Genomic DNA, 25,470 nt, shown 5'->3' with positions numbered 1-25,470 from the left:
GAAAATAATTTTAGATTTGTTGCATAAAAAACTGCCAGTGAAACTCAAACTATTCTTTATTTTATTCACTCTTTTTTCCATTTATTCTCATGCCCAGAATTATATCTTCGGAAAGGTAACTTCTGAAGATGGTTCCGAAATGCCGGACGTGACGGTTATCAATATAAGAACAGATGAAACCGTTCTCACCAACAGGGATGGTCACTTTATGGTTTCCGGAAGAGGCGGGGATGAATTAAGGTTTGTAAAGCTTGGATATGTGCGCCTTGTAAAGAAAGTAACTAAGGAAAACATTGAAGCTCCCCTCAATATAAGCCTGGAAAGGGAAACCATACAGATTGCTGAAGTTGAAGTAAAAAAGGGTGTTACCGGAGATTTGAAGATTGATTCCAAAAATCTTAACAGACCCAAAAAAGTAGAGAAGCTGATAAAAGATATAGACCGTTATATTGCCCAGAAATCAGATCCAAGGATACTTGCTGCAAAACCCGGTGAATTTGTACAGCCTAATGGAGGTGGATTCTCCATTGGGAAAATAAAAAATAAATGGGATGATATTGATCTGGGAAGTTACCTGAAAACAGCTCTTGGTGAAGAATATTTTGCCGATCTTAAAATAGAACCTTCTCAGGTAGACCATTTTATCAGCTATGTTCTGGCTGGTGGTTTTGAAAGAAAAGCAATTCTGAAATACGGCTTCTGCAGTGATACTGATCTGAACCGTTTTAAACGGTTCGTTATGATGAGAATATCATCTTACAGAGCTCCACAGACGAAAAGATAACCTAATGAAAGCCTATAGTAAACAATATCTCAGTGGGACTCTGGTCCTGATCTCTGCCACTGCTTTTTCACAGCAAAAAGTAACCGGGAGAATTACAGATAACAGCAGTACAAATATCAATCCGGTGCTGGTGATCAATATCTCTAATCAGAAGAGCGTATTAAGCAGTACTTCTGGTGATTTTACCATTGATGCCTCGGAAAATGATGAGATCAGGTTCGTAAAAGAAGGGTATTACCGCTTTGATAAAAAGGTTTCAAAGAAAGATTTCAATACTCCTTTATCCATAAGTCTTAAGAGAATAGAAATTGAGATTCCTGAAGTGAAAGTGACTTATACACCCACCGGAAATCTGGAAAAAGATAACAAGTATCTCAATGAATCGAGAAAGATTGGGGCTTTGAAATCAGGATTAAGTGAATATATGAGAAGCCCTTTGAATGAGCCGCTGCCGGTTAATTCCATTTCCCAGAACTTTAAAGGTCACGATTTTAAAGCCGGGTATGTAAATGTGTTCAGTGTTCTTAAAGTAGCTGCTAATTTCATCAAAAAATCAAGGAAACCTAAAATTACCAAGGCTAATTTTACGGAAACACAGGATTTTATAAGCAGAATTAAAACAGACATCGATTTGGGATTTCTTAGAAAATATGGAATGGAAGATGAACAGATAGATCATTTTCTTATTTACGCCAATGATACGCGGACTATGGCGAAGAAATACAGGAAAGATTTTAAAAAAGACGTTATCATCATGGAGCTGCAGGTTGCTTTTGCTGAATACAGCAAATTGAACAAACTGGATAACCAATAACAGCTCTGAGTTTATTACATTTGAAATAAAAAGAATTGGATTATATAGACAGAAATATTGAATTTTTTAAAGGAAGGAAAATTTTTCTTTTCTTTATTTTCCTGTTCAATACCTTCTTTTCCCAACAGACTGTTACGGGCCGTATCACAGATAATGATGGCGAGACTATCAGCTCTGTGATTGTCATCAATATGTCTACCGATCAAAAAACATACTCTAATACAGCAGGTATTTTTGCTATTGAAGCTTTCCCCAATGACGAGCTGAGGTTTGTAAAAGAAGGCTTCAACAGGGGCTCAAAAAGAGTGCTTACAAACGGTATTAATTCAGAGCTTATGATTACCCTTATTCCGATACCAAAAGACGTTGGAGAAGTAAAAGTGGTGAGAAAACCAACAGGAGATCTTGCTGTAGATTCCAGATTAGCTGCCAGAGAAGATAAAGGTGAAAGAGTGAGACAGGCGGTAGGGCTTCCTCAGCCTGTAGGAAAAATGAGGGAAAGGCCTGCTGAGGTTAAGAAGGTTTTACTGCCGATACTTTTAGGATCGCTGGATGTACAGGGAGCTTTTGACCTGATCAGCGGTAAGGCAAGGAGGCAGAAAAGGAAGTACAGATATGATGATCTTCAGACGGATATTACCTGGGTAACAGATAGAGTAGATAAAAGTTATTTTACGGAGGTAGGAATTCCTGCAGATAAGGTTTCTGAATTTATAGAATTTTCATTTGCCCAACAACCTCTGGTTCGTAGTTACGTAAGATCCAAAAATATATCCGGTGTTTTACTGAAAATGGAAGATCTGATTCCTGTTTATGTTGAACGTCTGCAGCAGCGTAAAAACCAGGAATAATGTTAAAAATTCTTAAAAAGGGAATGGAAATTGATGTAGATGTAACTTAAATATGCATCAAATCAATATTTTATGAACAAAAATAGTATCGCAGTAGCAATAGCGGCATTAGGCTTCGTTATTGGACTTACCTTTTTAGGCAATGCTGTCAAGAACAGAAATAAATCCGAAAATACAATAGCTGTGACAGGACTTGGAACGAAACAGTTCGTATCTGATCTTATTACCTGGTCCGGAAGTTTTTCTAAAAATAACATAGATTTAAAATCAGCTTATGATGAGCTGGCATTGGACCGGAAGGTGATCCATGATTATCTGACCTCAAAAGGAGTGAAAGAAAATGAGATTGTCTTTTCTTCTGTAGATATTCAAAAACAGTTCAGAAGCTATAACGATTCCAACGGAAACTATGTACAGGGAGAGTTTTCAGGCTATAATCTAACACAGAAAGTCTCTATTGAAAGCAAAGATGTGGCAAATATTGAAAACCTTTCCAGAAACATTACCGAGATCATCAACCGCGGTATCGAATTTACGTCTTCTTCACCTTCCTATTTCTATACCAAGCTGGCTACAGTAAAGCAGGAAATGATTGCAAGTGCTACAAAAGATGCTAAGGAAAGAGCAGAAAAAATTGCAGAAAACTCAGGAAGCAGCCTGGGCAGCCTTAAAAAAGCAACGATGGGAGTGATTCAGATTACTGCACCCAATTCCAATGAAGATTATTCCTACGGTGGAACATTCAATACTTCTTCCAAAGAAAAAGAAGCCAGTATTACCATAAAACTTGAATATCAGGTGAATTAGAACTAAAAATATCATAATCCTCAAAGAGTTTTAAAAGACATAAAGATAAAACGCCGGAGAATATTCTTCGGCGTTTTTATATTTTAATGATCCACATATCATCATTTTTTATAATTAATTTATCCATTCACAAATAATGGTGAAGTTATCTTGTTTGTCATTATTGGAGGTATACAACTTAAATATACGGCTTGCATTTTTTGGAATTTTTGCAGAAGAAGCAATTACACCAATTTTAAAAGCCTCCCCGGCTTGTAATACTTTTGGATAACTATCCACAATACAATCGCTTGCAGCCGACCGGATGGAATTTATAAATATTGTTTTATCTGACTTATTTTGTCCCAATATCTCAAATTTTTCATTGGAGAGCTTAACAGCAGCGGTGTTTAATAAAAGTCCGGAATTGTTGGTCGTGGTGTTAATCTGTACACTTCTTTCTGAGATTTTTTCACTTTGTAAGGTTTGCCCTGCAGGTTTTAGGCTGATTAACAGGGTATCGGTTGGTAATTTTGAAAGATGAAGAGTTGTCGATTGGTCTATATAATAAGAATTTACAAAGTTTAAATATATTTTCCTTCTGGAATAATTGGCTTTTACAATAGCAGTAGCTACCCCTCTGTAATCAGTTAATATTGAATCTATTAGTATTGAAGCCGGAATTTTATTCTGATTATTCATTTTATTATATTTCCTGAGCTTAATAGGTTTTGATGTTAAAATAACCTTATACGATGGAATAGCCTCGTTAATTTCATCGACCAATTTAATAACAATTTTTTTCTGAGTAGTATTTTGTGAATACAGAACAGTATTTGCCAATAATATGCTCATCAAAAGGGTGATAATTTTAATCATAACATTTTGTTTTATAGATTATTAAAGGTAGTTAAAAAATCCTTACCATCATTTTTTATACTTTTGAATTTATAGCAGAGGCCATAACTTTAAGTATTAGGTTAAAAGAAAAAAAGAAAGGGATAATTTTAGAGTAGAGAATCTTTATCCTGGAGAATAATAAATATTTAAAGAGAAGTGATGAATAAAAAATAAACTTCCCTGTTTTGCCATTTTAAAGTTGACCTAAAAAATAATGCAAAAAAGGGAAGCCTTCATTGAGTGGAAATTATATTTTAATGATATACTACATCATAAATTTCTTCTTTGATCTCCTTCAGGTGTTCAGGGGCATAGTTCGCAAGCAGCCACAGATCTAATGGCTTTTTGCCTTCACCATAACTGGGCTGTACATACATTTCATCAATCAGGGTGAATCCGTTTTTCTGATAAAAAGCATAGCGTCTTTTAGCATCTTCTCCCAAATGATCCGGCTCTATTTCCAGAACAATTCGGGGATAAGTTTTAAACAGGTATCCTGTAATGTGTGATCCTAGCTTTTGGCTTCTGAAGGTCTCAAAAACCTCAAAATGTTCTACAAAAACATAAGAACTCAGTTCCCAGATGATCAGGTATCCTATCGTCTGTGAATTGTGCAGTACAGAGATTACTTTTACATGAGGATTGGAAAAAAGAGCAGTAAATTGATTCCAGTCTCTTCGCTCGTCTTCAGGAAAAGTTGAGGTATAAGAAGAGTAGATTTCCTGAACTCTATAGTCTTCAGCGGTAGTAATTGGTAAAAATTCCATAATTATAAATCAAAAACACTGGGTCTTCTGGTAATAAAAATATCTTTGATCCAAAGCGTGAAAGCCAATCCAAGATAGATCAGAAAGAAGAAGCCGGCAGTGGCAAAAGTTGAATAGATAAAGAATATCCTTAGCTTGGATACAGGAATTCCCAGTTTAGCCCCGGTTCTCGTAAGAACACCGAACCATTCTCTTTCCATCTTATGGCGGATATTATCAAACATTTGAAGATTCTTTTAAAAGTTTAAATCCAATACTGCAATTTAAGCAATTTTTTTCGGTACACGAGTTTTTGTAATGATAAATCAGGCTCTGGCTTTCCAAAGCATTTTTACAGTTCAGACCTATTTTTTTCCATCCGGAGGTTATCGTATTTTTTTCAGTGGTTATATTCCGGTAAAAGTCAAGGACTTCACCTGCAATTTCTTCTTTATGGTATTTATGGTAGGTATATTTTAAAGGTAAAACTGTATTCAGGATAACCAGTTCAATAAAATCTCTGCTCAAAATTTTGGGCTGAACCTTTGAGATTGTTCCGAAATTAAAATGACAATCCCAGTATTCCGATGCTTTGATGGGTGAGAATACATGATACAATTCTTCCGTACTTTCCGCCCTGATGAGTTTTGAAAATAAATTCTGGTGTTGGTAATAAAGATCGGCCAGCTGAGAGAGACGGATAGTAGGGAAATTAGGAGGACGCAGGCGTAAAAATTTAGGATGAAATTTCAGATCAGTAATATTGAACTTCTTCTTAATAAATTCAAATTCCCGTTTCCAGAGCATCATTTGCCCGTCCATAGGTTGATCAAGCCATCCTGCAACTCCGAAAAACAAGGATTCAAGCTGTATTTCATTCTGCCGGATTTTATTGATGATACTAAAATCAATGCTTTCTGCAATCTGTCTGAAGATATGAGCATTTACTTTTAAACCGAAAGAGTAGGCTAGACTGTGAAAAAGTACCGCCTCAAAATTGTTTTTATGAAGATCCAGACTCTTTTCCAGTTCCAGAGATTTTTCATCCAGTTTTTTCAGGATATTCTCTTCATGAAAAGCAATCGGAATTTTAGCAGGATTGAAAATATTTTCACAGGGAATGAAAGTCTTACCACTTACCAGCTTTTCATATTTCCAGAGAACATTTTCATCAATATGATCTTTCAATTCCAGAGTGGGAACATTTCGCCGGCTGAGGTCATCAATTTCTGCATCGTTCAGGAATACCACATGAAGAATAATATTCTGGTAATTAGGATCTGTGGAGTGATTGTGAAAGATCCAGTCCGAGGTTCTTATGTGTAGCTCTATATTTCCGGCAATCAGAAGCCCTTTTGTTTTAATCTGGGCGTCTAAGAAATCAGGACCAGCATTCGTATTCCATTTCCCGTAATGGATGATTTCAACAGGGTTCCCCTCAGTGTCTCTGAAGTCAAAATGTTGGAAAATTTTATAATTCCAAAGATATTGAAGGAGTTTTTCTGTCATAAGTGCTAGCATAAAAATACTCTAAATAACAGATATTTCGTAACCGCTTTTTGAAATTTTCAGCAGTTGTTCTATACATTTCTTTATTAAGAGAAAGAATGTTTTTCAGATCTTATTTTTTAATTTATTCTTTCATTATACTTTAGGTTTTAGATAAAAATTATACAAATTATCTGTGGGCTGTGCTATAAAGAAATATCTCCCGTTTTCACAGGAGATATTCACTATTTTATGCTTGTTTACCGTATTGTCAGTTGATTCCTGCAACGGTTTCTTTCTTGAAATTTTCTATGGTTGTTCTGTACATTTCCTCATAGATCGGAAGAATGTTTTTCAGATCAAACTTGATCGCCTGGTCTTTGGCATTCTGCTTCATCTGGGTTAAAAGCTCATCATTGCTCAGGAGCTTGATCGTATAATTGCTCATGGCTTCCACATTTCCGATCTCAGCAAGGAATCCGGTTTCTCCCTGAATGTTTACCTCAGGAATTCCGCCCGCATTGGAACTGATGACCGGAGTATAAGCAGCCATGGCTTCCAAAGCAGCCAAACCAAAACTTTCCTGTTCTGAAGGAAGAAGAAATACATCGGAAAGCTGTAAAATTTTATACAGGTCATTTACTTTTCCTAAAAGACGGATCTTGGAAATAAGATCAGGATTTTCCTCCAGAAACTGATTAACCTTTTCCATATCCGGACCTTCACCAATGATGATCAGTTTTGATTTTACCTTTTTCTCTACATTCTTGAAGATCTGAAGCACTTCTTCCACGCGTTTTACCGGACGTAAATTGGAAACGTGAATCAGGATTTTTTCGTCAGGATTGGCAAACTGTGTTCGCTGGCATTCCGAACAGTCATCAAATTCAGAATTATCAATAAAATTGGTAATAACCTGAATCTCTTTTTTGATATTGAAAAACTGAAGGGTATCTTTTTTCAGACTTTCAGAAACAGAAGTGATAGCATCTGACTGATTAATGGAAAACTCCACAGCATGTTTGTAGCTTGGATGTTGTCCCACCAGCGTAATATCTGTTCCGTGAAGGGTGGTTACCAAAGGTATGTCATTATTGTCTTCTTTCAGCATCTGTTTGGCGGTGAATGCTGCATATGCATAAGGAATAGCATAATGAGCGTGAAGCAGATCCAGCTTATAAAGATTCACGACACGATAGATCATCGAACTTAAAGCAATATCATAAGGCTGATACTGGAAAAGCGGATAAGTCTGAACATTTACCCTGTGAAAGAAAATATTGGGATTGGTGATGTCTAATCTTGCGGGAAGCGCTGAGCTGATGAAATGTACTTCATAGCCTTTATTAGCAAGAGACATTCCGAGTTCTGTTGCTACAATTCCGCTTCCTCCGTAGGTTGGATAGCAAAGTATGCCTATTTTCATTAGATTATTGTTGTTTTGATGTTGATGAAACGGTTGTGTTCACGCCGGCATTAAGGTCTATACCCATACCTGCTTTAAGCTGGTCGTTAACCAGAACAGGCAGTCTGCCCCAGATTTTTGTCTTTCCATTCAGAGCATTGGCTGCAGCTGTCATTGAATCGTCATTGTTTTCGTAAGATACAAGAACAGTAGACACATTTGAAATATCAATGTCTTTCAGCGCGTAAGCACTTCCGAACACATTTAAAATAACGTTTTGTTTTTTGGTAAGGTCAGCTAGTATTTTCTTTGATTCTGCTGAAATCTTATAAGGTTTATAAGCCGTTGAATTATCTTTATGGAAACCAACGATTACCATTGATCCTGCAGGAATAGCATTGATTTCACTGGCTTTTTTGATCATAACATTAGACCCAAGCTGATTAGCGAATGTTTGATACGGAGCTTCTTCCAATGGAACGTAATAGACCTGCTTTCCTGTAACAGGAAGTAATTTCTTGTCGTCTTTTAATAAAGTCAGAGCATTGGCATAAAGATTCTGAACAAGGGTTTTATGAGAGTCATTGTTCAGGTCGCTGTTGATATTTTCCGGGTTTTTTGGTGTGTATTTGTCAAGGCCGAGAAAATATTTCGTCAATAAAATTTTCTTTACACTTTCTTCTACTCTGGATTGTGAAATTTCACGATTATCAATAGCTTTCTGGATTAATTTTTTTCCTTCGGAAACTCCTTGGGAGAATAGCATGATATCATTTCCTGCCTTAAACGCTAAAGCATCAAGTTCACCCGGTTTATATTTATTGGCTACAGCACCCATATTTAATGCATCAGTGATAATTAAACCTTTATAGCCTAATTTATCTTTCAGTAATCCTGTAATAATATTTTTAGAAACCGAAGCAGGAATGCCTTTTCCGGATTCTAAGCTCGGAACATATAAATGGGCTACCATCACTCCTCCGATTCCTTTATCCATTAAAGCTTTAAAAGGAGCCAGCTCAACAGTGTTCAGTCTGTCTAAGTTATGGGAAACAACAGGCAGATCAAGGTGAGAATCTGTACTGGTATCACCATGTCCCGGAAAATGCTTGATGGCAGCGAGGATGGTATTATCCTGAAGACCGTTGGAATAGGATAGGGCAGAGCTGATGACATTATCTACTTCCGATCCGAAGCTTCTGTTTCCGATGATCGGGTTGCCTGGGTTGGTATTAACGTCAACAACCGGCGCAAAGTCCCAGTTGATCCCCATTCTGTGACAGTCGTCAGCAATTTTGGCAGACATCTGGTAAATAAGGCTCTTATCCTGAATAGCACCAAGAGTCATAGCCCATGGAAATTTATGAGCTGTAGCGATCCTCTGGAACAATCCCCATTCAGCGTCCATTCCGATCATCATCGGAACTTTGGATTTCTGTTGAAATTCATTCACCAGACTGATTTCTCTGGCAGCGTCATCCTGCATCAGGATCAGACCTCCAATCTTATCATTAACCACGATGTTTCTTACCTGCTCAATATAGCCTTCGCCTTTATTCGTGTACAATGCTACGATAAACAGCTGGCCCAGCTTTTCATCCTGGGAAAGTGATCTGTAGGTCTTGTCTACCCAGTGATGGGCCTTTTTCAGATCGTCTTTGGAAAGGTTTTTGGGCTGGTACTGTGCTTTGGCAGCAGGGCTTATGAATGCACAAATAAAGAGGGAAGTATATATTAATTTCTTCATGATCTTTTCTATAAGAACAAAAATACAATTAAAAAAATGATGAAAAACAAAGTTTTTGAAATTTTTGGTATATGATTTGAATACGCTATATAAATAATAACTAAACTTTTATGAAAATGAAAAAAATAATTCCATTTTTACTTCTTGCCTTTGCAACATTGTTTGTGTACAGTTGTGATAATAAGGATGATGTAGTGGGGGATGGAGATACCTATTCCAGAATGAGAGATATCACAGGATCATTAACCAATGCAAACGGTTATGCATTTACACAGGGAATTAATATTGAAGCAACAGATGTAGTCCTGGTATATAGAGCAGCTGGTAATGCATGGCAGCAGATTCCAAAATCTGTATACCTTCCCAATGTAACGGGTATGCCGAACAACAGAGTATTTGATTATAATTTTGTTTTTGATTCTCAGAACGTACAAATCAGAGTTGATGATGAAAATTTCGATCTTGATACACAGTTGACACCAACTGAGAGAGCCGATTATTTAAATAATCAGAGATTCAGAATTGTACTGGTTCCGGCTTCAGCAAGCAAGAATGCAGCAACAGTAGATACAAGTGATTATAATGCCGTAGTAAAATATTATAATCTGGATGAAACTAAGGTAAAAACTACCAAAGTGAATTAATTAAGAATATCTTTTCAGTTTTTTATAATTAAAAAAGCCTCAGGAGCAATCCTGGGGCTTTTGATTTTTTAGTCATAAAGAAAGATATAATAATATAAAATACTAGTGCTTAAGATAAAAACAACGCGATCTTGTTTATCTTTGAAACATCGGCTGCTATTTAACCCGAATTGAGATTGGTTCTATTTTTGTAAAAATGGAGGTATTTGAACTTTTTTCAACATACTTCTTAGGAGCACTCTGTTCATAGAATTTAATACATTATTCAAATTCAAGGTAAGCTCCGTAGGAGCGACCTGATAATTATATTGATTAACATGTCATTCTTGATTTTACAGAGGTTTTCAGTATTTATAACTAAAAGTAACTTCCAGCCTCCTTCTTCCATCTTCCAACCTTTTATATTTAAACTCCTTAACCCGAATTCAGGTTATTTACTTTAGAAATGCATGATTTTTTTCTCTTCTTCTAATAATGATTGGGCATAAAAAAAGCTCCAGAAATCTGAAGCTTGTATTATTTTTATTTAATTATCATTGTCATCCAGCAGATGTCCGAAGAAGTCTTTTTTTGTCTTCAGATAGCCTTTGCTTATTTCATTGGCCGGAATCTGTAAAGGAATCCGTGAATTAAGGTGTACATTGCTTTCTGTTACATATTTTACCTTTTCAGGATTGTTTGTCAGCAAATTGACATCTTTTACATCTAACAGATTAAGGATCTCAATAGCCACTCCGAAATTTCGGTCATCAGCAGGAAGTCCCAGTTCCAGATTTGCCTGTACAGTGTCCAATCCTTTTTCCTGAAGCGAGTAGGCTTTCAGCTTATTGATGATTCCTATATTTCTTCCTTCCTGACGAAGATAAATAATCATTCCTCCGTTCTCATGGATATATTTCATTGCGGCATCCAATTGTTGTCCGCATTCGCATTTTTTTGAGTGAAAAACCTCTCCGGTAATGCATTCTGAATGAAAACGTACGTTCACCGGTTTTGTGAAGTCTGTATTTTCTGCTACGATGGCCATGTGGGGCATCCAGTCATTTTCGTTTTCAGAGAAAGCGATCATTCGGAAAGTCCCGTGCTCTGTGGGAACATTGGCTTCCGCCTGAATTTTAATCATTAATACTGCAGTTAATTATTAATTTTTCAAAGAATCTTCAATAACAGAGATATTCGTTTTCAGACGAACCAGATACCTGTTAAGAACCTCATTGTCATCCTTTTCAATATTCTGTCTGAGTTTTTGAATTTTCTTATATGATTTTTCGAAGCTTTTAATCGCTCTGTTTTTCCCGTTTAAATTATTAGCGTCAATAGCATACAGATAATTCTGAAGGCTGTATTTTAAGCTTGTTATCTCTTCATTCAGACCATCATTCTTAAACTTTGGAAAAGTAGAAATAAGGTTTGAGATTTCAGAAGCGTTAACATTTTCTTTGATATTGATATCAAAACTCTTCTTTGAGCCTCTGTCTGAATCAGAGCCTTTAGTTTCGCTATAAAAATTATTGGACAGCGGAGAAAGGTTAAGCTTTTCCGTTGCACAGGAAGTGATGATGATTAGTACTCCAAAAAAAAATAGTTTTTTCATTTCTGTTGCCCCTTTTGATAGAGGATTGGGTTAAGACTTTCATCGTTATACATTTTCATTTGTTTGTATACCTTCATCTTAACTTTACCGTTTTCAATATCAGCAAGCAACTGATCTATAGAAGTGGATAGGTCTTCTTTCTGGGTAAGCAGTACATCCAGTTTTGCCTGGCAGTTTGCACGGTGCTCTTCAGAAGCGGAATCTCTATTAGCTTCTAATGACATATGATAAACCTTTAATGCAAGAATTGATAACCTGTCTACTGCCCAAGCGGGAGTTTCTGTATTGATTTTTGCATCAGGTTCAGGAGTTATATTTTCAAACTTTCTAAGGAACCAGCCGTCGATATATTCTACCAGATCTGTTCTTTTCTGGTTAGAAGCATCAATTGTTCTCTTCAGTTGAAGAGCTTCAGCAGGATCGATATTTTCATCTCTAATAATATCTTCTAAATGCCATTGAACGGTATCAATCCAGTTCTTTGCATACAAAATCCGTTCCAAACTGTCTTTTTCAAACGGGTTATTAATTAGAGTGTTAACGTCATCAGACACGTGATAGTCTTCAATAGATTGATTGAAGACTTTCCATGCAGTTTCAGTGAAATTCATTAATTCTGGGGCTTTTTAGTTGCTGGAAGAATTATTATTTGAGTTAGAAGACGTTTTGTTTTCTGAGCCAGGTTGTTTGTCTTCTTCCTTTACCGCATCTTTAAATTCTTTGATCCCTGAGCCTACTCCTCTCATTAGTTCCGGAATTTTCTTTCCTCCGAAAAGTAAGACCAAAAGTATGGCTACGATCAGAACGTGCTGCCAAGATAAGGCAAGTATTGTTAGTGTATTCATCTCTTAAAATTTTTGCAAAGTTACGCTTTTTTTAATATGAAATCCAACCTAATGGATCAACTGGTGTACTTCCGTTCCATACTTGGAAATCAAGGGTATAAGCACCGTCAAAATCCTGAGCAACGGTACCCACTGGCGTACCGGCAGAAACCTGCTGTCCTTTGGAGACACTTACGCTTCCTAAGTTGGAATAGATCGTAAAATAGGTTCCGTGTTTCACAATAACGGTTTTTGTTCCGTCACTGTTAGCCATTACTGAAGAAACAGACCCCGGATATACAGACTTCGCGCGTGTTCCTGAAGGAACTGAAATTTTAACACCGTTATTTTCTTCCGTAATATTTTTGAAAACCGGGTGCGGCTGTCTTCCAAATCGGTGGGTAATCTGTCCGGCTCTGTCTGCTGGATATCCCAATCTCCCTTTGCTCTCTGCAAAACTACTTCCGGCAGGAGCTGCAGACACCCCGTAATTGGTCATCGCTTTAGTTTCTGCGGCTTTTTTCTCTTCTTCTTTTCTCTTGGCAAGGGCTGTTTCTGCTGCTTTGGCTGCTGTTAGTTTTTCTGCAGCTTCTTTGGCTCTGGCATTCGCTTCGTCATATGCTTTTTTAGCGGCAACTCTTCTGGCTTCGTCTTTGGCATTAGCTTCAGCTCTTGCGGCTTCTTCGCTTCGTTTTTTCTCTTCTTCAGCTCTTTTAGCGGCGAGTTCAGCTGTTTTTTTAGCTTCTGCTTCAGCGAGTTTTCTTTCTCTTTCAAGAGCTTCTGCTTTTGCTTTTGCTTCTGCTTCAATTCTTGCTTTTTCTCTTTCAGCAGCAAGTTTGGCAAGACGTATTTTTTCAGCTTCGGCTTTCTTTCTGGCTTCTTCTTCAGCTTTTGCTATTCTGATTTCTTCAGCAATAATTGCTCTGATCTGCCCCTCTATTACTTTATTCTGAGCCTGCTTTTGTCTAAGTTCAGCCGTAAGTTTTGATTCGTTCTTCTTGAAATCTTCCACCAACTGTTCCTTTTGGGCTCTTTCCGCATTAATGGTCGTAAGATCTTTCTGCTGGTTCACCAGAAGATTTTCTTTTTCCTTAACGGAGGTTTGCTTTTGAGCAATGGATTTTTTAATCTGATTAGCGGCATCAGTAATTTCAGAAGCTTTTTTATCCTGGTAATCAGAATACTGTTTCAGGTATTGTACTCTTCTGATGGCCTCGCCTAAATTTTTGGCAGAAAGAATGAAGGTTACTTTGTTCTGTACCCCTTTGTTTTTATAAGCATTTACAAGAACTTCCGCATAATTCTTTCTAAGAACGGCCAATTCTTTGTTCTGGCGGTTAATTTCCAGCTGACGCAGATAAATCTCATCTTCAATAAATCTTTTTTCTTTCTGAGTATTGGAATACACCTTTTCTCTTAAAGATAATTTTTTATTAACGTTGGTAAGATAGGCTACTGAAAGTTTAGATTCGTTTCTTGTTTTCGCTAAATCTGTATTTATTTGTGCAATTTGTTTTTTAAGTTCGGCATTCTGCTTCTGAAGCTGTTCCTTGTTCTGCTGCCCCTGATGCAGTCCGAACATCAAAATACCTATTAAAAAGCTAAATTTTCTAATCATTTAATCTCAATTTTCTTGTAACTGGATGGTACAGAATAAGGTGTTTCCATCCTCGAAAAGTCAAATTTCGTATTTTCCAGTAAAATCTGACTAGATTTTGAGCCTTTTATAATTATTTTAACATTTTTTGGAAGACGGATTCCGTTGTATTCATTCCAGTTGCTGTAAGAAATTTCCAGTTCATCAGAAGACAGAACATCCTTTAAATTAACGCTCAGCAAATCATAATTGGTATCATAGAGCAGAACAATTTTATATTCCCTTGTTTTTTCATCGGTAACAATCTTCTGGTTGGCATTGGAGACCATTTTAAACCCCTGTGCATTTTGGGTTAATGTAAAATTTGAATCATTGATTTTAACAAAAGTTCTTCCCATCAGAATTTTTTCCAGGGATTTATAATCGATGAAGTTTACATTCAGTAAATTATTGAGGTAATCAAAATCTGAATCGATATATGTTTTACTGGTCTTATCCTGGCCTTTAATCCCCTCCGGAGTAGCAATTCCTCTGGCTACATTAAATAGAAGGGCCTGAAGGTTCATCCAGACTTTTTTATCATTTTCAATATAAATGGTAGCATCAAGAGTCGGAATAAAGCTCCCTGTCTGTACGTTTACTTTACTGTTTATTTTAATCTGCTCAAATTTGGGAGGGATAAGCACATGTTCAAAAAAGGTGTATTTGTCTCTCACAGATTCACCGTCATCTTTGGATTTTCTACCATCTTCTGAAACTACAGTGCTGTCCTGCACATTGCCGCTGTTGTTTTTTGCGGCATTTCTTGTTTTGCACGATGATAAGGTAAGAAGTACTAAAAGTATCAGGATACAGTTTTTCATGTGTTTATCTTTCAGATTAAAGAATACTTTGCAATATTAACGCCAAACCACACAAAATCTTTTGTGTGGCTTGGATTATCTTGTTTGGGAATAATAAGTTTTGGTTTATTTAGATAAAAAATCCAGTACGGAATAATCACCTAAAGAAATTTCTCTTGCAACACCGAAATACTGCGCCGAATTTCCAATCATGGAATTGGAAAGATTTCCGTGATTGATTCTTGTATTCTCCTGAATCAGGGAATTCTCAATATTGGAGTTAACAATTATTGTATTATTTCCTAATGATACTCCCGGGCCTACTTTTGAGTTGGATATTTTTACATTCTCTCCAATAAAGCAAGGCTGGATAATCAGTGAATTTTCAATAACAGCCGAAGCAGGATATTTCATCATTTCTTCTCTTTCGTATTCAAGAATTTTGCTGTTGGTTTCTACGGTTGCATTTTTGTTTCCGCAGTCCATCCAGTCATTTACCTTTCCTAAAGTGAATTTTGCCCCTTTGGCTCTTAAGTTTTCCAAAGCCATGGTTAATTGGTATTCACCGCCGTTTTTAATATCGTTATCAATGATATGGTTGATCTCATCCATCAGCTTTTCAGCACTGTTGAAATAATAGATCCCGATGATGGCAAGATCAGAAACAAAAGTCTGAGGTTTCTCTACGAAATCTGTAATAAAACCGTAATTGTCCAGTTTTACCACACCAAAAGCAGACGGATCTTCTACACTTTTCACCCAGATCACACCATCTGAATTTTTATCCAGCTGGAAGTCTGCACGGAAAAGAGTATCTGCAAAGGCAATGACCACATCTCCCTGCATGGAAGCTTCTGCACACTTGATAGCATGAGCTGTTCCCAGAGGATCATTCTGATAGTATATGCTTCCTTTTGCACCCAGTTTTTCTGCGATATGGATTAACGATTTTTCGATCTCAGGTCCGAAATCTCCGATGATAAATGCTACTTCTTCAATAGGTTCTCCCGCTACTTTAGCAATATCTTCCACCAGTCTCTGAACAATTGGTTTTCCGGCAATAGGAATAAGAGGTTTGGGAACAGTAAGAGTATGTGGACGTAATCTGGAACCGCGTCCAGCCATAGGAACAATTATTTTCATAGACTATTTAAGAATGTTTTTTATGTTAGTTAGTTTGATTTGTAAGGTTAAAGATAGCAATTAAAACCTTCCGTATGATATGATTTATATCCGTGGAAAATTGTTAATTAATAACAGGCTTGAAAAGCATCAAATTAAAGACCAAAGCCTAAGACCTTTTTATAATTCTGGATAATATCGCCTTTTCCTTATAAGCTACCAGTCCTATAAAAAGAAGAAGGAACAGGTTACTCACCAGATAATTGGTTCTGAACTCATAAAAAGACAGCAGTGAGAACCCGACAGTAAAGGCCAAATACATTAATATTTTCCCTGTATTATAATGGATAGGGTACTGTTTCTGCCCCCATACATAGGAAATAATCATCATCGACATGAAGGTTACCAAGGCAGCAACTGCACTGGCCCAATATCCGTACTTTGGAATGAACAGGAAGTTGATGAGGATCGTAATACATGCTCCTATGATTGATATATAGAGTCCTACCCGTGTCTGATCTGATAGCTTATACCATATAGACAGGTTAAGATATATTCCTAAAAATAAAGCGCCCAGCATTACAAAAGGAATGATTTCAATTCCTTCATAATAAAGCGGATTTCCTAGGTATTTTTCAGAGATCCACTGAAGGTTGACCATCAGCCCCATATAAATAATGCAGCTGCAAATGACGAAAACATCCATCAGTACGGCATACGTTTTATGAGAGTCTTTATTCTTAAAGCTTGAAAAGAAATAAGGTTCAATACCCAGCTGATAAGCCTGCCTGAAAACAGTAATAAAAGTTGCTATTTTATACACAGCTCCATAAACCCCTATCTGATGACGGGCCTGGTTCTCCGGAAGTAAATATTTCAAAAACTGTCTGTCCAGGGTCTGATTAACAATACCTGCTAATCCTGCAATCATTACAGGCCATGAATAGTTCATAATCCTTTTCCATAAATTGAAATCGAATTTGGAGATGCTGAAGCTGAAAAATTCCTTTCCTACAATTAAAAGAGTGATGATACTTTGGATAAGGTTGGCCACAAAAACATAACCTACCCCGAAATCCGGATTGTATTTCAGTCCGAATATGCCTTCAGGATGCTTAGGAAGCCATCGGATAAAAAATACAACCAGCAGGAAATAAACTACAGAACCGGCTACCTTGGAAAGCATATACTTAAAAGGTTTGCCCTGAAGTCTTAATATTGCAGACGGAATCGTGGAAAAAGCATCTAATGACAGAATGAATAAGAAAATGATAAGAAAATTGACCTGATCCGGAGTTTCAAAGGCCTGCGCCAACTGATACCTGAATACATACCCTAAGATAAGGTAAATAAGACCTACGCTGATGATACTTACCGAGCAAGTGGAGATTAATGTTTTTTTATCAATATTATCCTCCTGTGCAAACCTGAAAAAAGAAGTTTCCATACCATGGGTGAGTAATACGGTAATTACCCCTGCAATGGAATACCAGTCTACAAAGGGAGACGATGCAGCAGGTCCAAAAAATTTTGTGACAATGGGTGCGACGATGAAAGGAAAAATACGCACCAATACAGAACTCAGTCCATATACAGCAGTCTGCCCAAATAATTTCTTATACAAATCGAAAATTTTATGCAAATGTAAATATTTAGAAATTGATTTTTAACGAGCGTCTTTAAATTCATTCATAAATCTTAATTTTGTTTTTTATAGAAGCTGAAGAGTAGAAGCTGGAACTCTGTAATGACATTTTATATTGACAGCACAAAACTTTTCTGGCTTCTGATATGTAACATCTAATTTCTAAAAAGTACAATGAAAATCCTTATCAAAAATGTAAAAATCGTTAACGAGGGCCAAATCTTTGATGGCGATGTTTTAATAGAAAATGACCTCATCTCTAAAATAGATTCCCAAATTTCCGAAGATGCAGACCAGATTATTGACGGCTCCGGAAAATATCTTCTTCCGGGTGTTATTGATGACCAGGTACATTTCAGAGAACCGGGACTGACGCACAAAGGAGATATTGAAAGTGAATCCAGAGCAGCGATTGCAGGAGGAATAACCAGTTTTATCGATCAGCCGAATACGGTTCCTAATGCAGTTACGCAGGAGTTATTGGCCGATAAATACGAGATCGCTTCTCAAAAAGCATATGCCAACTACGGTTTTATGATGGGAGGAACCAATGATAACCTTGAAGAAGTTTTAAAGACCAATCCCAGAAATGTTCCGGGAATTAAGTTGTTTTTAGGTTCCTCTACAGGAAATATGCTGGTTGATAATCCTGAAACTCTTGAGAATATTTTCAGCAGCACAAAAATGCTGATTGCTGTTCATTGTGAAGATGAAGCAACAATTAAAGCCAATACTCAAAAATATATTGATGAATACGGTGAAGATATTCCTGTAAAATTCCATCATCTGATCAGAAGTGAAGAAGCCTGCTATAAATCTTCTTCAAAGGCGATTGAACTGGCGGAAAAAACAGGAGCAAGACTTCATGTTTTCCATCTTTCAACAGCAAAAGAGACTGCACTTTTCAGAAATGATATTCCGTTAAAAGATAAAAAAATTACTGCAGAGGTTTGTGTTCATCATTTAACATTTACCAATGAAGATTATGAAACCAAAGGCGGTTTAATCAAATGGAACCCTGCAGTAAAAACCCAACAGGATAAAGATGGTCTTTGGGAAGCTCTTCTGGACGGAAGAATTGATGTGATTGCAACTGATCATGCGCCGCATACTGCTGAGGAAAAAGAGAATAAATATTTAAAATGTCCATCCGGGGCACCTCTGGTACAGCATTCTTTGCCCGTGATGCTGGAGAATTACAGAAATGGTAAAATATCTCTGGAAAAAATCGTTGAAAAAATGTCCCATAATCCGGCCATTCTTTTCAGAGTTGAAAAAAGAGGATTTATTAAAGAAGGCTACAAAGCAGATTTGGTTTTAGTAGATTTAAATGCAGACTGGACCGTTGCCAAAGATAACCTTCTGTACAAATGTGGCTGGAGCCCGTTGGAGGGAATGAATTTACATTCTAAAGTAACCCATACCTTTGTGAACGGACATCTTGTTTTTGACAACGGGAAGATAGCCGAAGGGAAATTCGGGGAAAGGCTGCTTTTTGAAGTGGAATAAAATTCGGAAAGACAAAAACATAAAAAAGGCCAATCTGCATATCGCAGATTGGCCTTTTCATTTTATCAGATTATTACTTTTTGGGTTTAACACCCATATGAAATGTCAGTTTTCCACCTTTCATCATCTCTGAATGTTTTAATGTAAAATCTTTGATCTCTTTGCCGTTTAAAACAACTTTCTGAACGTATACATTTTTCTGGCTTTGGTTGATGGCTTCAATCTCAAAAATCTTTCCGTTTTCCAGGTTAAGGATGGCGTGATCAACAGCCGGACTTCCTATTGAATAGTCTTCAGATCCCGGAGCTACAGGATAAAGGCCAAGTGAGCTTAAAATATACCAGGCACTCATCTGTCCTGCATCATCGTTGCCACCAAGACCATCCGGAGTGGCTTTATACTGCATTTCCAGAATACGTCTGATCTGAGCCTGTGTTTTCCACGGCTGCCCTGCCCAGTTATAAAGATAAGCCACATGATGAGCAGGTTCGTTGCCATGAACATAGCCGCCGATAATTCCTTCGCGGGTAATATCTTCTGTATCAGCAAAAAACTCATCAGGAAGATGCATGGTGAACAGTTCATCCAGTTTTGACGCAAATTTTTTCTTTCCGCCCATCGCATTGATCAGCTCATTAGGGTTTTGTGGGACAAAGAAACTGTAGTTCCATGAGTTTCCTTCAATGAAGCCCTGTCCGTGGGTGCTCAATACATCAAAATCTTTTTTGAAGCTTCCGTCTGCCAGACGAGGTCTCATAAAGCCTATGCCTGGATCAAAATTATTTTTCCAGTTCTCAGATCGTTTGATAAACTGATTGTAGATCTCTGTTTCTCCCAGGTGTTTGGCAAGTTGTGCAATGGCCCAGTCGTCGTATGCATACTCTAATGTATTGGAAACGGATGTTCCATTTTTTTCAGCAGGAATATATCCTTTATCAATATAATATCCTATTCCTTCATAATCTCTTTTGTTGGCGGTAGCAATACAGGCTTTTAATGCTTCTTTGGCATCACCGTTGTAATTTCCTTTGATAATGGCATCTGCAACAACGCTTACGCTGTGATAACCGCTCATACACCAGTTGTCATTGGCATAATGCGACCATATCGGCAGCATTTTCATGGAGAACTGCTGATAATGAGCCATCATTGATTTAACCATATCATTGTTCCGCTTGGGCTGGATAATATTGAATAAAGGATGAAGAGCACGGTAAGTATCCCAGATTGAAAATGTAGTATAATTGGTAAAGCCTTCCGCTTTGTGGATATTCTGATCTAGTCCTTTGTATTCTCCGTTGATATCCATATAGGTAGTGGGACTGATAAACGTGTGATACAGGGCTGTATAAAAATTGACTTTTTCGGTTTCAGAACCTTTGATGATCATTTTATTCAGTTCTTTATTCCATTCTTCCTGAGCGTTTGCTTTCACCTGATCAAAGGATAATGTGCCTGTTTCCTTTTCCAGATTTTCCAGAGCGTTGGTTTGGCTGACTGGTGAAATGGCCAGTTTGATTTCAATAGCTTCCTGCTCTTTGGTATCAAAATCAAAATACATTTTTAAGTTTTTACCTGCGATCTCCGGAAAATTTTTTGTCTGATCAAATTTTCTCCAGAATCCTTTGTAAGGCTGTTGTCCGTCATAATTTTTCTGTCCGTAAGATTTGAAAGGCTTTGAAAACTTCATGGCAAAATAAACCGTTCTTGTTCTGGCCCAGCCGTTGGTTTGTCGGTAGCCTGTCACAGTTCCGTCATTGTCCACTCGCACATAGGTCCAGATGTTTTTACCCTCATAATTATAAATTCCGGCGGTAAGATCTAAGATGATATGCGCCTGATCAGATTGGGGAAAGGTATACCGATGAACTCCAGTTCTTGCAGATGCAGTAAGTTCTGCCAGAATATTGTAGTCATCAAGTTTTACTTTATAATATCCGGCCTCGGCTTTTTCATTCTGATGAGAAAATCTGCTTCTGTATCCGCTTTCGGGATGGGAGGCAGTGCCTGGATTGAGCTGAAGCTTTCCAACGGTTGGCATAATCAGGAAATCTCCGAGATCTGAATGTCCGGTTCCGCTGAAATGAGTAGAGCTGAACCCTATAATGGTTTTATCTTCATAACGGTATCCTGCACAATATTTATAAACCTCACCGTTGTATTTGCCGTTAAGCTCGTAAGAAATGGTATCCGTCTCCGGACTCAGCTGTACGGCTCCGAAAGGAACAGTTGCTCCGGGATAGGTATGCCCCATTTTTTCGGTACCGATTAATGGGTTGACATATTGGATTAATTTTTCAAATTTTTGAGCAGGAAAGCTTACGCTGAACAATAAAAGAAAGATAAAAACAGATGGAGTGGTTCCTTGATTTTTCATTAATGCCGAATTTTCAGAGATTAAAATTAATTAAAAATCAGAGAAAAACGGATTAATAAGTTATTTCTTTTTCCAGTTGTGGCTCCCTTTATCTTATGCTTTTTCGGAAAATCGGAACCCTATTCCATGGAGGTTTTCAATCAGGATATTCTGCTCACCGGCAAGTACTTTCCGTAATCTGGAAATAAATACATCCAGGCTTCTTCCCATAAAGTAGTCATCGTCTCCCCAAATGGCTTTCAGGATGTCCTGTCTCTTAACAACCGTGTTTTTGTGACGGATAAAATACAACAGCAGTTCAGATTCCCTCTGGGTAAGGGCGATGCTGCCTTCATGATCTTGTAAAGTATAGTTTCTGGGATCAAAATCGAATTTTCCAACTTTGTATTTCAGCGGAAAATGATCTGTTTTCTTGGTGCGCTTCAGGAAAACTTCAATTTTTAGGATTAATTCCTCAATGCTGAATGGCTTAACAAGGTAATCATCAGCACCAATCTTAAGACCTTTGATCCTGTCTTCTTTTAAAGCTTTTGCAGAAATAAAAATAATAGGAATATCAGAATTCTTGCTGCGGATATACTGGGCCAGTTCAAATCCATTAAGTTCAGGCATCATAATATCCAGCAGGCAGATGTCAAAACTTTGGCTGTTGAAGGCTTCAAGGGCTGATTTACCGTCCGGGCAGCAATGGATGTCATAATAATTTTCCAGGCTGTCCTGAATCAGGAAAGCGATTGTTTTGTCGTCTTCGGCATATAAAATTTTAGATTTCTCCATTACTTCTCCATTATTAATTTAAAAGGGGAAAAAAATCGTGATAGTAATTCCCTGGTCTGTATTATTTTCAACTGAAATTTTCCATCCATGCTGCTGTACGATTTTCTTTACATAAAATAGTCCTAATCCGAAACCATTGATCTCATCGCTCTTTTGGGTATTCACCCTGTAAAATTTATCAAAAATATGAGGAATATTTTTAGCAGGAATCCCCATTCCGTTGTCTTTAAACTTTAAATATAAACCTTTTGAATCTTTATGAGATGAAATGGTAATCTCGGGGTGCTTTTCACAATACTTCACAGAGTTGTCTAAAATGTTGTATATGATGTTGGTAAAGTGGAATTCATCCGCCATTACAGATACATTATTTTCAATATCTACACGAATGCTGAGGTTTTCATTCTTTTGTTCTATAGTCTCTGCAATTTCCTGAACAAACGGAAGCAGTATGATCTTCTGAAGCTTTAATGACAGTCCTGAAGTATCAGTTCTGGCAATATTCAATATTTTCTCAATATGGCTGTTGAGCTTGTGGCTTTGGTTGATGATAATGGAAGTATACGTCTGAAGTTTGGTGTTCTCCTGTATCGCATTCTGTTTGTTGAGTGCTTCTGAAGCAAGAAGAATAGATGACAGCGGAGTCTTGAACTCGTGGGTCATATTATTGATGAAATCGCGTTGCAACTCAGAGAATTTTTTCTGCTGAATAATGGTATAGATGGAATAGACATATACTAAAAGAATGATAATGAGAGCAAACGTGAGTAAATACCAGAACCTTAACGAGCTGATCAGATAAGTGGTTTTATCCGGAAATCGTATGGAAAAATAATACGTCAGATTCTTATGTTTTGGAAAACTAATCCCTTTATTATTGGAGCTTTCCTGATTTTTAGGAATGTATTTTCCATAAATCATTTTATCGCTGTGGCAGTTGTATAAGGCATATACATAATCGGTATTGATCTGAAAGCGGTTAAATTCCGTCTTCAGGTAATGTTCAAGAACTACAGGGTGAAATTCATTGTTAATATTAACCACATAGTAATCATTAGCGATATTCTGTACCGGGTTTTCAGTGAAAGACGTTTTCCCTTCGGATAATTTCTCCACGACCTCCAGTAAAGCAATATTTACTTTTTGATTAAATTTTTTATCCTCAAGGTTATAAGCCTGGCGGGTCCAGAGAAGCTGGGCTATTAAAATCCCGATAATAGCAACAAACCCGAGCGTTATAATAATATTGAGTCTTTTTATTTCCATTTTCCTAAACAATATTATCTAAAAATATCTATATATCTTTTATCATTAACAACTCGTTAACAAATGTTTGATAGCAGTTAACAACTTCTGTCGGTTTTCCGCTCTATATTTGTTATACCAAAAATAAATAAAGAATTCCTTTGATCTTTTAACTATAAAATTTATATACATGAAAAAATTAACTATCTCTGCACTTTTGGCTGTTTTTGCCTTCTCTCCGTTTTATGCTAATGTATCGGCTACAGAAAACCCTGCTGTGGTAAAAATGATTGCAGATGCTGTTAAATGGAAATCAGAATCTATTGATGTTGGAAATATTCCTCAGGGAAAACCAAAGTTAATCAGATTTGAATTTACCAACACTACTTCAAAGCCAATCATTATTGAGAATGTAGCACCATCATGTGGATGCACAACCGCAGATTACACCAAAGAACCTATTGCGCCAGGGAAAAAAGGGTTTGTAGAAGCAAGCTATAATGCAGCAGCAGCGGGCCCATTTATCAAAAACGTAAATGTAACGACAAGCGACAGTAAAACTCCTAAAACACTTTCATTTAAAGGAGTGGTTGTTGCATAATTAATTTTTAAAACAATAAAATAAAGCTGTTTCACAACAATGAAACGGCTTTTTGTTTTAATTATACCGTCGTTATTATCTCCCGCATAATTTTTAAAATTAACCGCAAGAATAATTGTATTAAATTTACATAGTAAGCATTTAGCGATCTCATGTTTATTTTATAGCTGCTCTGATATGGTCTGTAGAATCTACGTGATAAACTGTATTTAAAATAATAACATTTATGAATATGTACACACAACCAATGCTGCGTGAAGGCGCATTGAAAGATAAAGTAGCTATTGTAACAGGAGGCGGAAGCGGACTGGGAAAAGCGATGACTAAATATTTTCTGGAGCTGGGAGCCAAAGTGGTAATCACTTCCCGCAACCTTGAAAAACTCCAGGCTACTGCGAAAGAACTGGAAGAAGAAACCGGTGGAAAAGTGCTTTCCGTATCCTGTGACGTCAGAAACTGGGATGAGGTAGAAGCTATGAAAGAAGCAGCTTTAAAAGAATTCGGAAGAATTGATATTTTATTGAACAATGCAGCAGGAAATTTTATTTCCCCAACCGAAAGACTGACACATTCTGCATTTGATTCTATCCTGGATATTGTTTTAAAAGGAACCAAGAACTGTACACTATCTATAGGAAAACACTGGATTGATTCTAAAACGCCGGGAACCGTTCTGAATATTGTGACAACATATGCGTGGACAGGTTCTGCTTATGTAGTTCCTTCAGCATGTGCCAAAGCAGGAGTTCTGGCTATGACAAGATCGCTTGCCGTAGAGTGGGCAAAATATGGGATCCGCTTCAACGCCATCGCACCGGGACCTTTCCCTACCAAAGGAGCATGGGACAGGCTGCTTCCGGGAGATCTTCAGGAAAAATTCGATATGAGGAAAAAAGTTCCTTTAAGAAGAGTAGGTGAACATCAGGAGCTGGCCAACCTTGCGGCCTATCTGGTTTCAGATTATTCGGCTTATATGAATGGAGAAGTCGTGACAATAGATGGCGGAGAATGGCTGCAGGGAGCAGGAGAGTTTAATATGCTTGAAGATATTCCTAAGGAAATGTGGGATGCCCTTGAAGCAATGATCAAGGCAAAAAAATCCAATTAAAATAAAAATAAACTAAAAAAGATCCCGGAGTGTAACGATTCCGGGATTTTTTATAACTTATACC

Annotated in this window: 25 protein-coding genes; 8 read left to right on the top strand and 17 right to left on the bottom strand. The window is 37.2% G+C overall.

From position 1 onward, the window contains the following. The first annotated feature begins 37 nt into the window (after positions 1-37). The 4 genes from J2Y40_RS20415 (at position 38) to J2Y40_RS20400 (ending at position 3,256) form a co-directional block, all read left to right on the top strand. A complete protein-coding gene (locus J2Y40_RS20415; RefSeq protein ID WP_153397771.1) occupies positions 38-784 on the top strand; it encodes a carboxypeptidase-like regulatory domain-containing protein in 747 nt (248 codons plus the stop codon). Positions 785-788: 4 nt separating this feature from the next. Continuing rightward, complete coding sequence (locus tag J2Y40_RS20410; RefSeq protein ID WP_310001021.1) at positions 789-1,598, top strand: hypothetical protein; 810 nt, start codon at positions 789-791, stop codon at positions 1,596-1,598. Positions 1,599-1,633: 35 nt separating this feature from the next. Then, positions 1,634-2,449, top strand: coding sequence for a carboxypeptidase-like regulatory domain-containing protein (locus J2Y40_RS20405; RefSeq protein WP_310001018.1), 816 nt, complete (start codon positions 1,634-1,636; stop codon positions 2,447-2,449). Between the two features lie 72 nt (positions 2,450-2,521). Continuing rightward, on the top strand, positions 2,522-3,256 hold the full coding sequence (locus J2Y40_RS20400; RefSeq protein ID WP_310001016.1) for an SIMPL domain-containing protein: 735 nt from the start codon (positions 2,522-2,524) through the stop codon (positions 3,254-3,256). Between the two features lie 114 nt (positions 3,257-3,370). On the opposite strand, the gene J2Y40_RS20395 is transcribed toward J2Y40_RS20400, so the two are convergent. The 6 genes from J2Y40_RS20395 to J2Y40_RS20370 all read right to left on the bottom strand — a co-directional run bounded on the left by J2Y40_RS20395 (position 3,371) and on the right by J2Y40_RS20370 (position 9,521). Continuing rightward, on the bottom strand, positions 3,371-4,114 hold the full coding sequence (locus J2Y40_RS20395) for a hypothetical protein (protein ID WP_153397777.1): 744 nt from the start codon (positions 4,112-4,114) through the stop codon (positions 3,371-3,373). A gap of 275 nt (positions 4,115-4,389) precedes the next feature. Beyond that, positions 4,390-4,902 (bottom strand): GNAT family N-acetyltransferase, encoded by a 513-nt coding sequence (locus tag J2Y40_RS20390; RefSeq protein ID WP_153397779.1) that lies wholly within the window; start codon positions 4,900-4,902, stop codon positions 4,390-4,392. A 2-nt stretch (positions 4,903-4,904) separates the two neighbouring features. Next, entirely contained in the window at positions 4,905-5,126 is a 222-nt protein-coding gene (locus J2Y40_RS20385; RefSeq protein ID WP_034725857.1) for a PspC family transcriptional regulator, read from the bottom strand. After that, positions 5,119-6,390 (bottom strand): DUF2851 family protein, encoded by a 1,272-nt coding sequence (locus tag J2Y40_RS20380; RefSeq protein WP_310001011.1) that lies wholly within the window; start codon positions 6,388-6,390, stop codon positions 5,119-5,121. Before J2Y40_RS20380 ends, J2Y40_RS20385 begins: the two co-directional genes overlap by 8 nt. 250 nt (positions 6,391-6,640) lie before the next feature. After that, entirely contained in the window at positions 6,641-7,795 is a 1,155-nt protein-coding gene (bshA, locus tag J2Y40_RS20375) for an N-acetyl-alpha-D-glucosaminyl L-malate synthase BshA (RefSeq protein WP_153397783.1), read from the bottom strand. 4 nt (positions 7,796-7,799) lie between these two features. Beyond that, a complete protein-coding gene (locus tag J2Y40_RS20370) occupies positions 7,800-9,521 on the bottom strand; it encodes a glycoside hydrolase family 3 N-terminal domain-containing protein (protein ID WP_310001009.1) in 1,722 nt (573 codons plus the stop codon). Between the two features lie 116 nt (positions 9,522-9,637). On the opposite strand from J2Y40_RS20370, the gene J2Y40_RS20365 reads away from it, so the two are divergent. Continuing rightward, positions 9,638-10,165 carry a hypothetical protein gene (locus tag J2Y40_RS20365; RefSeq protein WP_153397787.1) on the top strand — a complete coding sequence of 176 codons (528 nt, stop codon included), beginning with the start codon at positions 9,638-9,640 and terminating at the stop codon, positions 10,163-10,165. Between the two features lie 526 nt (positions 10,166-10,691). Here the strand turns inward: J2Y40_RS20365 and ribA are convergent. The 8 genes from ribA to J2Y40_RS20325 form a co-directional block, all read right to left on the bottom strand. After that, positions 10,692-11,288 (bottom strand): GTP cyclohydrolase II, encoded by a 597-nt coding sequence (gene ribA, locus J2Y40_RS20360; RefSeq protein WP_153397789.1) that lies wholly within the window; start codon positions 11,286-11,288, stop codon positions 10,692-10,694. 18 nt (positions 11,289-11,306) lie between these two features. Beyond that, positions 11,307-11,759 (bottom strand): hypothetical protein, encoded by a 453-nt coding sequence (locus tag J2Y40_RS20355; RefSeq protein WP_153397791.1) that lies wholly within the window; start codon positions 11,757-11,759, stop codon positions 11,307-11,309. After that, entirely contained in the window at positions 11,756-12,370 is a 615-nt protein-coding gene (locus tag J2Y40_RS20350) for a DUF4254 domain-containing protein (RefSeq protein WP_153397793.1), read from the bottom strand. Before J2Y40_RS20350 ends, J2Y40_RS20355 begins: the two co-directional genes overlap by 4 nt. Before the next feature lie 15 nt (positions 12,371-12,385). Next, positions 12,386-12,604, bottom strand: coding sequence for a twin-arginine translocase TatA/TatE family subunit (locus tag J2Y40_RS20345; protein ID WP_310001006.1), 219 nt, complete (start codon positions 12,602-12,604; stop codon positions 12,386-12,388). A gap of 31 nt (positions 12,605-12,635) precedes the next feature. Further along, entirely contained in the window at positions 12,636-14,201 is a 1,566-nt protein-coding gene (locus tag J2Y40_RS20340; protein WP_310001004.1) for a peptidoglycan DD-metalloendopeptidase family protein, read from the bottom strand. Next, positions 14,198-15,043 (bottom strand): DUF4292 domain-containing protein, encoded by an 846-nt coding sequence (locus tag J2Y40_RS20335; protein WP_310001003.1) that lies wholly within the window; start codon positions 15,041-15,043, stop codon positions 14,198-14,200. Before J2Y40_RS20335 ends, J2Y40_RS20340 begins: the two co-directional genes overlap by 4 nt. Before the next feature lie 105 nt (positions 15,044-15,148). Next, a complete protein-coding gene (locus tag J2Y40_RS20330) occupies positions 15,149-16,165 on the bottom strand; it encodes a sugar phosphate nucleotidyltransferase (protein WP_153397800.1) in 1,017 nt (338 codons plus the stop codon). Between the two features lie 148 nt (positions 16,166-16,313). Next, positions 16,314-17,768 carry a lipopolysaccharide biosynthesis protein gene (locus tag J2Y40_RS20325; RefSeq protein ID WP_153397802.1) on the bottom strand — a complete coding sequence of 485 codons (1,455 nt, stop codon included), beginning with the start codon at positions 17,766-17,768 and terminating at the stop codon, positions 16,314-16,316. A gap of 195 nt (positions 17,769-17,963) precedes the next feature. Between J2Y40_RS20325 and J2Y40_RS20320 the strand changes: the two genes are divergently transcribed. Then, a complete protein-coding gene (locus tag J2Y40_RS20320) occupies positions 17,964-19,298 on the top strand; it encodes a dihydroorotase (protein WP_310001001.1) in 1,335 nt (444 codons plus the stop codon). A gap of 73 nt (positions 19,299-19,371) precedes the next feature. On the opposite strand, the gene J2Y40_RS20315 is transcribed toward J2Y40_RS20320, so the two are convergent. The 3 genes from J2Y40_RS20315 to J2Y40_RS20305 all read right to left on the bottom strand — a co-directional run bounded on the left by J2Y40_RS20315 (position 19,372) and on the right by J2Y40_RS20305 (position 23,718). Then, positions 19,372-21,675 carry a GH92 family glycosyl hydrolase gene (locus tag J2Y40_RS20315; protein ID WP_310000998.1) on the bottom strand — a complete coding sequence of 768 codons (2,304 nt, stop codon included), beginning with the start codon at positions 21,673-21,675 and terminating at the stop codon, positions 19,372-19,374. 93 nt (positions 21,676-21,768) lie between these two features. After that, positions 21,769-22,452, bottom strand: a complete 684-nt coding sequence (locus tag J2Y40_RS20310; RefSeq protein ID WP_310000996.1) for a response regulator transcription factor — start codon at positions 22,450-22,452, stop codon at positions 21,769-21,771. An 18-nt stretch (positions 22,453-22,470) separates the two neighbouring features. Further along, positions 22,471-23,718, bottom strand: coding sequence for a HAMP domain-containing sensor histidine kinase (locus J2Y40_RS20305; RefSeq protein WP_310000993.1), 1,248 nt, complete (start codon positions 23,716-23,718; stop codon positions 22,471-22,473). Between the two features lie 169 nt (positions 23,719-23,887). Between J2Y40_RS20305 and J2Y40_RS20300 the strand changes: the two genes are divergently transcribed. Together J2Y40_RS20300 and J2Y40_RS20295 are read left to right on the top strand one after the other, a co-directional pair. Then, the gene (locus J2Y40_RS20300; RefSeq protein ID WP_153397812.1) at positions 23,888-24,298 is read left to right on the top strand and encodes a DUF1573 domain-containing protein; all 411 of its coding nucleotides are present in this window, start codon (positions 23,888-23,890) and stop codon (positions 24,296-24,298) included. A gap of 226 nt (positions 24,299-24,524) precedes the next feature. Further along, positions 24,525-25,406 carry an SDR family oxidoreductase gene (locus J2Y40_RS20295; RefSeq protein ID WP_153397814.1) on the top strand — a complete coding sequence of 294 codons (882 nt, stop codon included), beginning with the start codon at positions 24,525-24,527 and terminating at the stop codon, positions 25,404-25,406. Positions 25,407-25,470: the final 64 nt, after the last annotated feature.

Origin of the sequence: Chryseobacterium sp. 2987, from assembly GCF_031456375.1 — a bacterium.
Lineage (GTDB): Bacteria > Bacteroidota > Bacteroidia > Flavobacteriales > Weeksellaceae > Chryseobacterium > Chryseobacterium vaccae.
This window is presented reverse-complemented; position numbering and strand designations above follow the sequence as displayed.

Coding starts and splice junctions, on each gene's coding strand:
- J2Y40_RS20410 (WP_310001021.1), top strand. CDS start 789: ATGAAAGCCTATAGTAAACAATATCTCAGTGGGACTCTGGTCCTGATC.
- J2Y40_RS20335 (WP_310001003.1), bottom strand. CDS start 15,043: ATGAAAAACTGTATCCTGATACTTTTAGTACTTCTTACCTTATCATCG.
- J2Y40_RS20310 (WP_310000996.1), bottom strand. CDS start 22,452: ATGGAGAAATCTAAAATTTTATATGCCGAAGACGACAAAACAATCGCT.
- J2Y40_RS20315 (WP_310000998.1), bottom strand. CDS start 21,675: ATGAAAAATCAAGGAACCACTCCATCTGTTTTTATCTTTCTTTTATTG.
- J2Y40_RS20365 (WP_153397787.1), top strand. CDS start 9,638: ATGAAAAAAATAATTCCATTTTTACTTCTTGCCTTTGCAACATTGTTT.
- J2Y40_RS20345 (WP_310001006.1), bottom strand. CDS start 12,604: ATGAATACACTAACAATACTTGCCTTATCTTGGCAGCACGTTCTGATC.
- J2Y40_RS20305 (WP_310000993.1), bottom strand. CDS start 23,718: ATGGAAATAAAAAGACTCAATATTATTATAACGCTCGGGTTTGTTGCT.
- J2Y40_RS20330 (WP_153397800.1), bottom strand. CDS start 16,165: ATGAAAATAATTGTTCCTATGGCTGGACGCGGTTCCAGATTACGTCCA.
- J2Y40_RS20400 (WP_310001016.1), top strand. CDS start 2,522: ATGAACAAAAATAGTATCGCAGTAGCAATAGCGGCATTAGGCTTCGTT.
- J2Y40_RS20320 (WP_310001001.1), top strand. CDS start 17,964: ATGAAAATCCTTATCAAAAATGTAAAAATCGTTAACGAGGGCCAAATC.
- J2Y40_RS20340 (WP_310001004.1), bottom strand. CDS start 14,201: ATGATTAGAAAATTTAGCTTTTTAATAGGTATTTTGATGTTCGGACTG.
- J2Y40_RS20355 (WP_153397791.1), bottom strand. CDS start 11,759: ATGAAAAAACTATTTTTTTTTGGAGTACTAATCATCATCACTTCCTGT.
- J2Y40_RS20390 (WP_153397779.1), bottom strand. CDS start 4,902: ATGGAATTTTTACCAATTACTACCGCTGAAGACTATAGAGTTCAGGAA.
- J2Y40_RS20385 (WP_034725857.1), bottom strand. CDS start 5,126: ATGTTTGATAATATCCGCCATAAGATGGAAAGAGAATGGTTCGGTGTT.
- J2Y40_RS20350 (WP_153397793.1), bottom strand. CDS start 12,370: ATGAATTTCACTGAAACTGCATGGAAAGTCTTCAATCAATCTATTGAA.
- bshA (WP_153397783.1), bottom strand. CDS start 7,795: ATGAAAATAGGCATACTTTGCTATCCAACCTACGGAGGAAGCGGAATT.
- J2Y40_RS20380 (WP_310001011.1), bottom strand. CDS start 6,390: ATGACAGAAAAACTCCTTCAATATCTTTGGAATTATAAAATTTTCCAA.
- J2Y40_RS20300 (WP_153397812.1), top strand. CDS start 23,888: ATGAAAAAATTAACTATCTCTGCACTTTTGGCTGTTTTTGCCTTCTCT.
- ribA (WP_153397789.1), bottom strand. CDS start 11,288: ATGATTAAAATTCAGGCGGAAGCCAATGTTCCCACAGAGCACGGGACT.
- J2Y40_RS20295 (WP_153397814.1), top strand. CDS start 24,525: ATGAATATGTACACACAACCAATGCTGCGTGAAGGCGCATTGAAAGAT.
- J2Y40_RS20395 (WP_153397777.1), bottom strand. CDS start 4,114: ATGATTAAAATTATCACCCTTTTGATGAGCATATTATTGGCAAATACT.
- J2Y40_RS20370 (WP_310001009.1), bottom strand. CDS start 9,521: ATGAAGAAATTAATATATACTTCCCTCTTTATTTGTGCATTCATAAGC.